The sequence below is a fragment of the Mycolicibacterium pallens genome, assembly GCF_019456675.1.
Classification (GTDB): domain Bacteria; phylum Actinomycetota; class Actinomycetes; order Mycobacteriales; family Mycobacteriaceae; genus Mycobacterium; species Mycobacterium crocinum.
On the sequence record NZ_CP080333.1, the window covers coordinates 1,002,151 to 1,015,023 of the forward strand.

The 12,873-nt window shown below is 57.8% G+C and carries 9 protein-coding genes; 4 read left to right on the forward strand and 5 right to left on the reverse strand.

Annotated features, from left to right (window positions below; translation table 11 throughout):
- The first annotated feature begins 468 nt into the window (after nucleotides 1-468).
- Complete coding sequence (locus tag K0O64_RS04780) at nucleotides 469-1,548, forward strand: O-antigen ligase family protein (RefSeq protein WP_198044311.1); 1,080 nt, start codon at nucleotides 469-471, stop codon at nucleotides 1,546-1,548.
- A gap of 119 nt (nucleotides 1,549-1,667) precedes the next feature.
- Here K0O64_RS04780 and K0O64_RS04785 read toward each other — a convergent pair whose 3' ends face one another.
- Nucleotides 1,668-2,642, reverse strand: coding sequence for a glycosyltransferase family 2 protein (locus K0O64_RS04785; RefSeq protein ID WP_071947540.1), 975 nt, complete (start codon nucleotides 2,640-2,642; stop codon nucleotides 1,668-1,670).
- A 386-nt stretch (nucleotides 2,643-3,028) separates the two neighbouring features.
- Between K0O64_RS04785 and K0O64_RS04790 the strand changes: the two genes are divergently transcribed.
- Nucleotides 3,029-3,901: a glycosyltransferase family 2 protein gene (locus K0O64_RS04790; RefSeq protein WP_225933721.1), complete on the forward strand. Its 873-nt coding sequence runs from the start codon at nucleotides 3,029-3,031 to the stop codon at nucleotides 3,899-3,901.
- A 36-nt stretch (nucleotides 3,902-3,937) separates the two neighbouring features.
- Here K0O64_RS04790 and K0O64_RS04795 read toward each other — a convergent pair whose 3' ends face one another.
- A complete protein-coding gene (locus K0O64_RS04795; protein ID WP_071947538.1) occupies nucleotides 3,938-5,179 on the reverse strand; it encodes an oligosaccharide flippase family protein in 1,242 nt (413 codons plus the stop codon).
- Nucleotides 5,180-6,314: 1,135 nt separating this feature from the next.
- On the opposite strand from K0O64_RS04795, the gene K0O64_RS04800 reads away from it, so the two are divergent.
- The gene (locus K0O64_RS04800) at nucleotides 6,315-7,310 is read left to right on the forward strand and encodes a Gfo/Idh/MocA family protein (protein WP_071947537.1); all 996 of its coding nucleotides are present in this window, start codon (nucleotides 6,315-6,317) and stop codon (nucleotides 7,308-7,310) included.
- Nucleotides 7,307-8,440 (forward strand): NAD-dependent epimerase/dehydratase family protein, encoded by a 1,134-nt coding sequence (locus K0O64_RS04805; protein WP_071947536.1) that lies wholly within the window; start codon nucleotides 7,307-7,309, stop codon nucleotides 8,438-8,440. The genes K0O64_RS04800 and K0O64_RS04805 overlap by 4 nt, the downstream gene beginning before the upstream one ends.
- Before the next feature lie 210 nt (nucleotides 8,441-8,650).
- Here K0O64_RS04805 and K0O64_RS04810 read toward each other — a convergent pair whose 3' ends face one another.
- The 3 genes from K0O64_RS04810 to K0O64_RS04820 all read right to left on the reverse strand — a co-directional run bounded on the left by K0O64_RS04810 (nucleotide 8,651) and on the right by K0O64_RS04820 (nucleotide 12,743).
- Nucleotides 8,651-10,171 carry a tyrosine-protein kinase domain-containing protein gene (locus tag K0O64_RS04810; RefSeq protein WP_071947535.1) on the reverse strand — a complete coding sequence of 507 codons (1,521 nt, stop codon included), beginning with the start codon at nucleotides 10,169-10,171 and terminating at the stop codon, nucleotides 8,651-8,653.
- Nucleotides 10,172-10,314: 143 nt separating this feature from the next.
- The gene (locus tag K0O64_RS04815; RefSeq protein ID WP_083542716.1) at nucleotides 10,315-12,174 is read right to left on the reverse strand and encodes a DUF4012 domain-containing protein; all 1,860 of its coding nucleotides are present in this window, start codon (nucleotides 12,172-12,174) and stop codon (nucleotides 10,315-10,317) included.
- A 125-nt stretch (nucleotides 12,175-12,299) separates the two neighbouring features.
- On the reverse strand, nucleotides 12,300-12,743 hold the full coding sequence (locus tag K0O64_RS04820) for a hypothetical protein (protein ID WP_220046152.1): 444 nt from the start codon (nucleotides 12,741-12,743) through the stop codon (nucleotides 12,300-12,302).
- Between the last annotated feature and the right edge of the window lie 130 nt (nucleotides 12,744-12,873).

Sequence of the window (12,873 nt, forward strand, 5' to 3'; positions counted from 1 at the left end):
CTGCAGGCGTTGAGCCTTGGTGCGGATCGCACGTCTCCACTTGCCAATCTATCTGTGACAAGTCGGGCACCTGCTCCGAAGATCTAGTCAATTACCTGTCCGGCAAGTGACAAGGGTGGCTGCACATTCTCGCGCTCAGTTACAGTGTAGACCTCAGGGTGTCTCGCATTGACCCCTACGGCGCCCTCCAGTCAATCATTTTCGAGAATGAATAATTTTCTTTCGACCGTCGAGAGCCCATCGAGGTGCACGGTTCGCCCCGATGAGCGATCCACGGCAGTCATTCTCGCGTTATGCCTTTTATTATTCGTGGACGTCGAGCTACCATTCGTCGGCAGCTCCAACCGATTGATTGCACTCGCAATAATTGCGTTTGTCATACTCGGTCGGCGCGATTTGCCCATATCCACACCCTTTACCGGCGCAGTCGCAGTCTTAATCCCGCTATATTACTTATTACCACCTCTTGTGCACCCTGAAGACGATGCACACAATTTCGCGGCCGTGTTTGTATTTCAAATGGCGTGCGTCGGGGCGATGCTCTTGCTCGCGAACGTGATGGCGGAAGCCAATACGCGGGAGCGTTTAGTTGACCTGTTAATATTGTTCGCCGCGGTTTCGGCTGTGGTGGCGATTATGCAGTGGTATGGCGTAGCTGGCGCGTTAGGTCGTGAGAGATGGATCCACGCGACGGTTTCGTCTTCGACGCTTCGACTGCGTGGCGCTGGCTTCTTAGCTGACCCGAATTTCATGGCTATTCTGCTGGCCAGCACACTGCCGCTGATAATAAATTGGCGATTTACACGCCTCCGATGGCCAGTACTCGCGGTCATCATTCTAGGCATCAATACCACAAATTCCCGCTCGGGCATCATTCTCGCTATGCTCGCGGTCCTGCTTTCGGTCGCGGCTCGTTCCTCTTTTCGAACTGCGATCGCAAGCGTTAAAGGTCGACGAGCGGTATTCGGGTTAGTGGCATGCTTGATCGCGTTGTTTGCATTCAACGTCGGCGGACAGCGTGATCGGGTTATTGAGGGCGTCTTTATTGGTTTAGGGATCAAAACTGCACCGGGAGGTGTCGTTGATCGCGAGGCGGCCAACTCCGCACTTTATCGACGTGAAATTGTACAGCCATGGTTCGAGGTTGGAGTCGAAAACTTTCCGTTCGGATCGGGATTGGCTGCCCAGGACAAGGTGGTCCAGAAAGTCCAGATTCCTCTAGGGGCGCACAATACCTTCGTTCAAAGCTTTGCCCAGGGTGGCATGGCGGGTCTCCTAATCAGCTTCACATCGATCTGGTGCCTTCTGTTTTTCATTCGTCGCCGAACTGAGCCGTTCGCGATAATGGGCATCGTTTTCGTAATTAGCGGGATGGTCCTTAGCTGGCCGGGCTTGGTTTTCATAGTCTTGCCCATGGGGTTAGCAGATGGCATACGGGCCGGCCAACTGGGTGTACCAGCGCCTCGGTCGCACCGCACGCCGGCAGGCGCCACCTTCAAAGGAGTGCAGTCGGAGCGAGAATCTGTCGCCGCGCGTTTTCCGCAATAATCCACCGTGGTCCCGCAGTGACATGATGGCCGGGGATCGCAGAAATCCTCGGGGTACGAGTCGCAATAGCGAGCGCGGCTAATGCTCGTTCACTGAAGTGGCCGCGTTCCTATGTCATGTTACGTCGATGGGTCGAGGGCATCTGTCATGACACTCGCGCGACTTCTCGCAGCCGACCTTCGACGTTTTATTCGTTTCGATATGTACGCGAAAGGACCTGAAGGGTCGTTGAGTCGATCGATAAATTCGAAGATAGGACTCGCGAGAAGTGCGTATTTCAACTCGCGGCGTCTGAGTCGGAGTTTCGCACTCACGCGGGCATCGTCGAACCAGCCTTGCTCTTCCAATTCGCGTATCCAATCAAAGAATGTTAATCGCAAGCGCCACGTGTGGGCGCGGCTCACACGGCGCAACTGCCCACAACAGGAATCGTCATGCATTCGATAATAGAGCCACCTACTCGATGAAATATATATCGGGTATCGAAGAAAAATCTTGACATAAAACGCTTGATCTTCATACAACCCTCGGAATCGCTCTTCGAAGCCGCCGACAGCTTCGAATGCTTCGCGTCGGACGAGGACCTCTGCGATAGCGGACGTGCCCCGGCGTAGCGGATTGAGTGCCAGCGCCGCCTCAGGAGGGTCGAGGCGCTGATCTGCGATGTCGCCAGGTTGGTAGATGGAGTCGGCGATCGTCGACTTTGGATCCCAGCTGTACCAATTAAGCACTGCGCCGGAGACCATGGCGACGTCAGGCATTCGCTCCAGCAATTCGACTTGGTCGTACAACTTGCGTGGCGTCCAGGTGTCGTCGGCGTCAAGAAACGCGATGTATTTCGCTTTGGCGTGTGCAGCTCCCAGGTTGCGCGTCGCGCTCATCCCTCGGTTTTGATGTCCCGGATGCTCCAGGTAGTGAACTCGCTCGTCCGCTGCGGCCAGATCGCGCGCTATCTGCGAGCTTCTGTCGGTGGAACCGTCATCAACCAGGATCAGTTCCCAGTCCGAAAATTCCTGATCATAGACACTGTGGACTGCTTCTTCTATATAGCGCTCGGCGTTCAAGAAGATGATTACGACGGAAACAACCGGCATTGCTACAGTGTGCACGATGCATCGAGGTCTGGGCAACACTATAGCCTGCGATCGTCGTCGCGGTTCGAATGCCGACCCAGCGCGGAAGCGTATAAGACCTATAAAGTGTCTGCGAGCGAATATCGAGACCCCCAGCAGTTGGTGAATCGTTTACACCCCCCTAGTTGGTGGTGCTCCGGATAATCCCGAGGTGCCAGTTATCGGTGACGTTTGTTGCGAAGACACGTTCCTTTTGACGCCAAGACATCAAAAGGAACGCTGATCGGCTGGGAAGCTAATCCAAAATAGATGGTGCCGCCAGGGAGGGCGGCCGACCCATCGCCTGTACCCCGGTGTTTCGCGAGACAGTACTTTAGAGTTAGAGGGTGGAGTCAGTCACAGTAATCGTGCCGGCCAGGAACGCGGAGAAAACGATACACCTTGCGGCGCAGTCGATTCTAAGAGTGCTTCCGGATAGTGGGCGGATGCTTGTTTACGATGACGCGAGCGAAGATGGCACAAGCAAGATCCTGGAGAGGATAGCCCGCGCCGACCGCCGTGTGGGAATCTTGACTTCTCGAGCTAATGTGGGCGTTGCTACGGCGTTGAACACCTTAATCGACGCTGCCGAGACACCGCTTATAGCGCGAATGGATGCGGACGACATATCATTGCCTTGGCGATTTCGGCATCAGCTCTCTGCCCTGTACCGAGGTGATCTTGACGTGGTATTTGCGTCGATAATTATGTTCGGCAAAAAGCGAAAGCTAGTTCAACCGCAGGCTCCTTTTGCCGTTAGCCCGGATGCGTCCTCCTACGAATTGTTGCTCGTGAATACACTACCGCACCCAACACTTCTTGGCCGGCGAAGTACCTTTGCCCGAGTTGGCGGCTATCGTGATGTCCCCGCCGAAGATTGGGACCTCTGGATTCGCATGGCTCTCGAGGGAATTCGCCTTGGACGGGTCGCAATGCCGGACCTCCTGTACCGCCGGCATCCCCAACAGGCCTCGGCCAATAAGGATTGGCGATCGGCACATGCTGCGCAAGCCCACGATGATCTTTGTAGACGTTTAATTGGTGTTAGTAGTTCGGGCGCATTTGCTGGCTTGAGCGGACCATCCGCTGAACCTTTCGAACTGGAAGCAGCTATCCGCCTTGTCGATACCGTGGATAGAGTTGGGAAGTCATTCGCTTCCTTCACTGACCGGTTGTCAATGCGAAGGACCGTGTGGCTTGCTAAGCACAGACTCAATCAGGTGTACGGTGCCCAAGTCTGATTCGTGGCACGGTTTGCGTACGCCGACTTTGGGCGTTTAATCCGAGGTTGATTCTTGCGACCGGCTAAACTGGCGGACATTTAGCCGCGCAAGCGAGAACGCTACTGCCGAAGCCGATAGTCGCACGATCGCCGCCCAGATGATGCTTCCGCCAAGTGAAACTGCGATAGGGAGAGCCGCGGCAGTGAGAACCAAGGCGACGCCTTGGTTTATTGCTGATGACCGCACACGACCCACAGCCAGCAGACCGGTGTTGAGCATTCCAAGTGCGATGTCAAAGCCGCACGCGGCCACTAAGAGCCCTAGGATGGCTGAAATACCTCGAAACTCGGGTCCAAATATCGCTTCCAGTATGGGTCCTGCCAAGAAGCCGCATGCCGCGCCACCGACTATGCCGGCCGCGAGGAATGATTGCGCTATTGTTGGAATCTCGTCGAGATTCTGCGATTTAGCGGCCCTTGCCAGCAGGATTTGACGAGGTCCACTCGCAAGAGCCGCGGGAGCCTGGGCAATGCCGGCGCAGACTGCGTATCGACCCAAATCTGCGGGCGAAACAACTGCGGATAGCACCAACTGATCTAAGTACATGTAAATCGGCCAGGCCGCATAGACAGGCCAGACAATCAGGGATTCGCGTAACAGCGGTATGACTTGGCGGACGGGAGCGGCGCGCCCTGCGAATGGCCGATACCAAAAGATCGGAATTGATGCCGCAACAATATATGAGAGTACAACTGCCAATCCCATATTCTCGGTTGGATCGTCAACCAAAATCAGTGTCAGGGGAGCTAGCAGGCGGAAGATGCCCCCCACCAACTGCGACGCGGTGAGCTTTCGATAAGCGTGGTGGCCTAGCACCACCCCGCGCCCAATTACGGTGGCCGTAGTCCAGGGAACTAGCAACGCCGCGCCGATCGAGATCGGCCAGGAAAAGCTCCAGCTGTGGCAATAAAGCGCGACTACTACGCCTGGAATGATGGACGCTGCTACGGCACCGACCGCGAGAGTGCGCTGGGAGCCGGGCGGTATGATGCCTTTGGCGATATAGCGGGCTACGATGTCCGGCAAGCCAAAAGCCAGTACAGCCTCGCATACAGCGAGAGCAGCAACGATAGCGGCCAACTCGCCTCGCCCACTTGCGCCCAGTGTCCGCGCAATTACTATGTTGGACACGAAGCCGCCAAGCGGACCGAGCGCAGTAGCGAGCCCTAGTTCGATTGACAGCCTTGCGTCGCGTGATCGCAAGACGCCGAGGCGCAGACCTCTAATCCTTGCCATGCTGGTTGCTCCCTCGCGCGTAGCCTGTTGTTGGTTCAAACGCACCTTGCTCGTAGTCAAACGGCATTCTTGACACTATGAACTACCTCAGGTTCCGGTCCCTCTTCGGTTGCGGGGTCCAGGGTCGGCTCGCTGGCGTTGTGAATAGCCGACGGACGGTACGATGCCGAAGTTCGGCAAGTCGGTCGGTATATGCCAGCGATAGGTACTGCGATCCGTGGCGGAGTGATGGATCCACTCGGGGGGATCGGTATTTGACTGCCACACAGCACAATTGAATGCCTGCAGCGGAAGGTCTTCGGTGCCAATCCTAGCGGAGACGGCCGATCCGGCGACCTTCTTGGCGCAGGCGTCGGTCATGAATTTGGTGTAGCAGAACCCCTTCCAGGTCCGTACTGACGTGATGTCGGCGCCCCACAACCGGGTGGATGCTGGGGCCTTGAAAGCGCGGTTTACGAGGTCAGCGCGTCGGGTCGCGCCGAGGTCGGTAACCGTGGTCTGCCGGTCCACCTCACGCACGTCGGCGATCAGCTGCTCGCCGCGGATTTTCCGATCTGAGGGCGGGCGGGTCCGGGCGGCCCGGTAGTCACAAGCGATGAGGATACCCGGAGTGGCTGACCGCAAGATGCGGCAGATGAGCGCGACCCCGAACTCATCGTGACGTGCAGCGATGTAAGCGCTCATTTCGTCGCGGGCCGGTCGAGCTTCGCTGCGAGAAACGCCGGCTTGAAAACCTCGTTGGCTCTACATAAGTCAGCGACTTCTCGTTTGAGGCGCCGGATCTCGGCAAGTTTGGAGCTGGTCGGCCCGGGTCGTTTACCTGTACGGAGTTGAGCCTTACGTCGGCACCTACGTGGCAATTCTTCGGATATGCCGCGTTTGCCCATGACAGACTTGATCGCCTCGTACTCCGACATTTCCGACGCCTCCATTTGAGGTCCATCAACCGCAACACGTTCGCGAAACCCCGGCGAACGCTGACGGGCGTGTTCCTGATCCTCCTACACAGATCGAAACAAACCTGTTGTTGTAGCTCACCAGCCGCCCAGAAGTGGCGGCCCAATAACCTACGACTGGGGTTTCAGGCCACGACCACCACGCGTTGCCTCGACCCGCAGCCAGCTAGGCTATACGTGTGTTCCGCTATGACGTCGTCGGGTGTGGTGAAGTGGTAGCGCAAGAGCACGGTCTGGTTTTAAGTCGCCTCCAATCCGAGGGCGTCCTGGAAGTCCGCGCGTGTATTGATACATCGACAGACAGGGCGGCGCGGATGGCGAAGCGCCTTCACTCCAGAGCCGTAGAAAGTGTCGATAGAGCCGGCGTATCGGGCGCCGATGCGGCGCTTATCGCCACACCGCCGGAGTTTCACACCGACCTCGCGCTCCAGTACCTCTTGGCGGGACGAAGCGTACTCATTGAAAAGCCGTTCGCGCCAACTTTGTCGGACGCGCAAAGGTTGGTCAATGCCGCCTCTGCAGGCAAGGCCCGTGTGCTCGTTGGACACATGCGCCGACTTTATCCAGCGATCCAAGTGGCACGTGAGATCGTCCGCTCGGGGATGTTGGGCGAGATTTATCGTGCCGAAGCACGCGAGGGCTCTCGTTGGGAGTGGGGCGCGGCCTCTTCGTACGTGGTGAAGAGTGCTTATGGGGGTGTGCTTTATGACACGGGCGCTCATGTCTTGGACACGCTTCTATTCTTGCTCGACCTTGATTCACCTGATGCTGTCCCGACGGTGACTGTCGAATCCGTGATGCGGAACCGAGAAGCTGAGCCTTCGCACGACTTCGAAGCCCAATTTCGGCTATCGAGGGAGGATATGGAACTTCCAGTCGACTTCCGTGTGTCTCGAACCTGTGCTTTGCCGCGCAGCGTTGTATTGCATGCCGAGCGCGCGTCGCTCGTTGTAGGTGGCGCCTTCGCGCAGCAGCCGACTGTAGTTTCGGGCGGCCGCCCTATGCGCGTTGACCTTCCCCTGACCATTCAACGTCCACAAGATCCGAGCGGCTGTTACCGCTTGGAGAACGAGGCGATAGTAAATCCCTCGTCACACGCCGACGTCTCGCAGCTGCTTGATGGAAGTAGGTTTCTAACGCTGGCCGGTCTGTTCGACGCGTTGGTGACCGCGTGAATCCAATCACGTCGCAATCCGCTGTTGTTGTCTTCGGTGCGACGAGTTATCTCGGTCAATACGTGCTCGATGATTTGCTCGCACGTGGTCATCGTGTGATCGCTGTGACGCGCAATCCCGCTGTGAGCGCGATCCTGCTTCACCCATGGAGGGGCAAGATTTCGGTGGTCGCTCCGCAGCAGCTTGATGTTGTGCGCAAGGCGGATGCGGTCATTAATCTCGCCTATATCAAGGCGGAAAAGCCCCATCGACTGTTTCGGCAGAACTCGCTCCTGATGCGAAGTATCCACGATGCTGCGGTGCGGGTGGGTGCCGAGCATCTAGTCCACATCAGCACCCAGGCGGTATTCGGCTATGAGTTCAGCGAACAGCCGCGCCCAGTGCGTGCGGTTCGTCGATCTGGGGACGCGTACGTGGAGTCGAAAGTACATGCTGAGCTCGTCTTGGAGAAGTTGCAAGCGAGTGCCAAATATCGGCTTGATATCGTTCGACTCGGCAACATAGTCGGCGAAGGGTCGCCGGCGTGGACTGCCAATCTTGCACAGCGACTTCTCGATGGCCGAGCTGTGGGCGTTGCAGGCAGTGACGGCTACTCTAATGCCGCATTCGCCCCCAACGCCGCCTCCTACCTAGGGCATTTAGTCGCTGCCGGAGGGAACAGCTCGGCCGATCAGTTTGGTCGGTATCATCACTTCGCGGATCTAAGCGGCTTACGCTGGTCGACTTTTATCGAACGTTTCGCGGAGGCTGCCGGCGTCTTGCCGACCTACGCGACGGCCCTTCCCGGTCAGCCGGTCAAATCATTCCGCCCCACCATCGCCGGGACAGTAAGAGCCGCCTATAAGGGCCCGGTCGGGCGGTTAGGACGGCGTGCGCTGGCCAAAGTCAACGCTGACGAAGCGATTGATACTGCTCTCTTCGCAATGAAGACGACACTAAACAAGGGCGGCACGGTAGACCCTTTCGCAGCCCCGCAAGATAAGGACCTGCTCGCCATCCTGTCGAGCGAGTTCGAGTTCCGGAGCAATTTGCTCCCGGAATGGACTTCCCCGATCGGCAGTGACGAGGCGCTCAACCGTATGTCGCGATGGATGAGCGAAGCTGGCTTTGTGATTCCAAGATGGCCGTAGTGGGCGGGCGGCAGACGTGCGGACCAGCCGGGCCGATGATACAAGATCGAAATCCGACTGTCCACTGAACGAATTGTTGTGCCGCTCCTTAGCGTTTGCAGGTAAGCCGGCGCGGGGCCTTATTCGCAACCGATCGGAAGTGTCACAGGACCCGGTTTGAACCGCGACTGTCAGACGGCATTTCTCCGACTCTGACTCCACATAGCATTGTCAGTCCAAGGAACGCTTCACCGGCGAAGCATCGCCATCCTTGCGCTCTGTTAAATGCCGAGGCGAGGTGGCATCTGCAGTCGTGTTCACGTCCGGCCGGTTGGTCTCGGCGTCGGCGGAGTGGAAATTCGCCGGTTCTTTGCGCTGGTCCCGATTACCGTCGCCGGAACTGCCGCCATAACTGTAGTGGTAGCTGTATGAACTCCCGCCGCGCGCTGGCATCATGGTCATTACCGCTCCCAGCACCGACGCGCCGACACTGTTCAGATTCTCGACCGCGTGTGCAAGGTGATCACGCTTGGTTTTCCCAAACCGGGCTACGATGAGCGCGCCATCGGCAGTAGCTGCCAAGACCGCACCGTCAGTCACCGCGAGTAGCGGAGAGGAGTCGACAACCACAAAATCGAACTGAGCGCGCAACTCATCCAATACTTTTCTGGCGGCCAACGACCCGAGCAACTCACTTGGGTTGGGTGGTATGGACCCTGCAGTGAGCACGGTCAAGCGAGGGAACTCAGTTTTTTGAAGAACCTCCGCAAGTGATGCAGTGCCACTTAGAACGGTGCTGAAACCAACTGAGCCGACCAGGTCGAGATATTTGTCCAAACTGGGGCGTCGCATATCGCCATCGACCAGCACCACATTGTGCTCGGCTTCCGCTAGCGCGAGCGCAATATTTATCGCTGTGGTGGACTTTCCCTCGGCTGGCGACGAGCTTGTGACGACGATTACCCGGGGTGGATTATCAACTGCCAGAAACTGCAGGTTGGTCCGTAGTTTGCGGAATGCCTCGGCTGTTCCTGAATTGTCGGAAACGAAGGATAGGGCTGGAACTTTCCGAATATCTTTATCGAGGGGAATGTAGCCGACGACACTGGAACCCGCAATTTCCTCAAGAGTTTGTTGGCTTTTGATCGTGTTATCGAGCATGTCGCGAAGAACTGCAAGACCGACGCCCAACAGAACGCCTAACCCAAGACCGATCCCAATGTTGCGAACCGGATTTGGAACTAATGGCTTCGTCGGGACCGATGCGCGCTGTTCCACGACGACACGAGAATCGGCCTGCGCCCCAGGAGTCGTTGTTTCCAGTTCGCCCACCAAGGCGACGAATTCGTCGGAGAGTGCGTTTGCGATGTCGCGGGCTCGGACAGGGGACTCGTCGAGGACTGATACGTCTATGAGAACGGTATTCGGCTTCACAGTCGCCTTGATCCGCTTTTCAAGTGCGTCTGCGGTCGTGTCAAGCTTAAGTTTGTCTATTGTCCGTTGGGCCACCGTCCCGCCGCCGAGTAATTCAGCGTACGAAAGCACACGTTGTTGAGAGAAAAGGTTTCCCTGGTACAGATCCGACACTGATGCGCCACCCGACGATGCTGATACGAAAAGTCTCGTGGAAGCTTGGTAGAGCGGTGTCGTTAGCAGGGTGTAGAGGACCGCCCCTAGGACCACGGCTAAGGTGGTAACGCATACGGTGATCCAGCGAGTTCGCAGCAGTTTTGCGAAGTCCCGAATGTTCAAATCGACCCCTACCCCCTGTATCAATATTACTTCGCGTCTTGCCTGGGAAGCATACCGTCGTAGATTTGCCGACCCACAGGACATCTAGCTCAAGACCGAGCGGCCAGCTTACCCGTACCATTTCGGAACTGCGGCAAAGCGGATCATCGCGTGCACGTCGGTACCGAAACCTTGGGCGTCGCTGCATCCGCCAGCGGCTGCACTGGAACTCGCGCTTCGCCCGGAGCTGTCGGCTCGGTGAGCCGGAAGGTTAATTCGACGGTCTTACCAGGAGGTATGGCCACTTGCGACTCGAAGCTTGGGTGCCCCCGTTCCATCGATCCGAAGACACGGGTCCTCTTTCCGTTCGCGAGAACGCTAAGTACGTCGGCACCCTTTGTTGTGAGAAGACGGACTGAGGTGAACATCGTTCCTGGAGGGACATCGCCTGCGATCTCTGGGAAAAATCCCAGCCGTCCCACCACGTATTCAGGCAAGCCAGCAGTGTCCTTGAGTTTGTTGGTGAGCCGGATCGTCACGGTTGACTTCCGGGTGTTGCCATCGCAGCCGTCGGCCGCGTATTCGATCTCACGATCGAGGTAGTAGTCCATCTTGTTGCCACCGAGATTGTTGATCACCACTTCGGCGTACGGCGCCGGGTCATCGGGGATCTCGTGGGCGAGCGATGTCTGCTCCAGCAGCTTCTGGTCGGCCGGTGAGGAGCTCCACACTGAAATCCGCCGCTCACCAACGGCTCGTCCTAAAGCATCAAGCAGCTTGCGTGGCGATTCCACCGGTTTGGTGATCTTCTTGACGACCTCGGTAGCGATCTCCTGCAGATACCGCTTCCTCGCAGCTTGATCAGTCGGGAAGCGGCTATAGACCGTGGACTCTGTCAGCTCGACAACATTGTCCTTGGTCACCGTCTCACCGTCTGGCAAAGTGATCGCACCGGTTGCGCCGAGGATGTAGCTCAGGGCAATCGGGTCGATCGCAATCACTCCATCGACGTTCATCCCTGACTGCTGTGCCCACATCTGCTTCCAGATCTGGGCCGCGTAGGGAAAGTGTGAGCTTTGGTTGCTGTTGCGGAAGTCAGTGGTGGGATTGGTGAACCCATATTGTTCGTCGAATTCGGGATTGACCGAGAACGGCGTGAACGGCTTGTTGAAGTCCGAATTCGGTCCCAGCGAGTCCACGCTCGGCTTACCGTCGTCGAACCGGAGAACTCCGAATCCACCGAGCAGCCCACCGGTGCCACGCGCTTCAGCATTGGTCTGGAAACCCATGAAGTACGAGCGCGGACCGTCGGCGCCGAGCATTGACGGTGCCAACTTCGCGGCCAGAGCGGTGTTTTCCAGTAGGTGCGCGACATTGGAGGTCTGAGCTTGCAGCTGTGACCGTGCTTCGCCGATGACGGATAGGTACGCCGGCTCGGAAATCGCCTTTGCGGCGGCGTCGAGCCGGCCCGCGTCACCTGCGATCTTGCTGAGCGTTGGCTCTTCTCTCCGCAGCGCGTCCACGTCCAGCCGGCCGTTGGCCAGCAGCTGACCTGGCGCGACCGTGGTGCCCGCGTCCGCAGTGGGTTTCAAGACGTCGGCGGCCAGACCCAGCACGACGTCCGAGATTTGTTGACCGGTCTTAAACGGGCTGCCCAACCACGGTACGACCGACACGATGTTCCATGGAACGGAGTGCGTCGCGTCGCGAGCAGCCTGAGCGTGGGATTGCGCGTCACCTGCAAACCGCGATGCATCAGCCGTGTTGCCCTGCAGCAGAGCATCTTTGGCTTGCTGTGCATTGGTGCGCGCCTGCTCGAGACTTGTCTTGGCTTCGTAAGCTCGGAAACCAAGCCAGCCGCCGAACACCACTATAAGAACGAGAACGCCAACCGCGGTCCAAACGACATTCCGCCGCCGATACCAAGGGCGTTCGTCTTCGTCTTCATCGTCGGTCAGATCTACATCGTCATCGCCGTCGTCGTCCGGAACATCGTTGAACCGTCGCCGCGAGAAGAATTTCACTCAGTTGATCCCCATGCTCCGGTGCGGGCGACACGAGTTGAGGAGCCCGCAGCAACTGGACAACAAAAAACGACTCGTCAGTTTGCTGGTGAAGAACAAACTGACGAGTCGTTTTCAGAGATAGGTTAGGAGACGGTGTTGTAGGGGCCGATGTGGACAGCCCTGGCTACGGCATTCGCAGCGGCGTCGAATTGATCCCCGATCTGCGTGAGACCAAATGTGTTGAACACGAGGCCGGTGAACGCGAGGCCGCCGTAGACCCAAGTCCCGAAGTACTGGGCGGTTGCGAGGACGGCGCTCTGGGCTGCGTCAACGAACCCGCCGAGGAAGTTCTGGATGATCACCGGAGCCGGAGTCGCATTCGCGGCTGCCTTCTTGTTGGAGCCGGGGAGGATGACCACCGGATCAACGAGCAGGGAAGCGGCGCCGCCGACGTTCTCGGAGAACGGAGCGATGCTCGGCGCGGCGTGCGCGACGGCCGGCGTGATCGCGGCAGCGGCGGCGACTGCCACAGCCGCCGTGCTCACCTGGAGTTTGGTCGAGAACTTGCGTGCAGCTGAAGTAGTCATTGAGACCCCCCTATATGTGGTGTTTTGCCATTCCTGAGGTACTGCCTAAGAAATTAAGCAAAGACTCCCATACCACTCGGGTGCTGTCAACAGGAAACGGCAAGCGCGTCGAGAGTCGTTTCCGGTGGAA

What these genes read in the sequence shown, in the direction of transcription:
- K0O64_RS04785 (WP_071947540.1), bottom strand. Translation starts at nt 2,642, where the DNA reads ATGCCGGTTGTTTCCGTCGTAATCATCTTCTTGAACGCCGAGCGCTAT.
- K0O64_RS04795 (WP_071947538.1), bottom strand. Translation starts at nt 5,179, where the DNA reads ATGGCAAGGATTAGAGGTCTGCGCCTCGGCGTCTTGCGATCACGCGAC.
- K0O64_RS04820 (WP_220046152.1), bottom strand. Translation starts at nt 12,743, where the DNA reads ATGACTACTTCAGCTGCACGCAAGTTCTCGACCAAACTCCAGGTGAGC.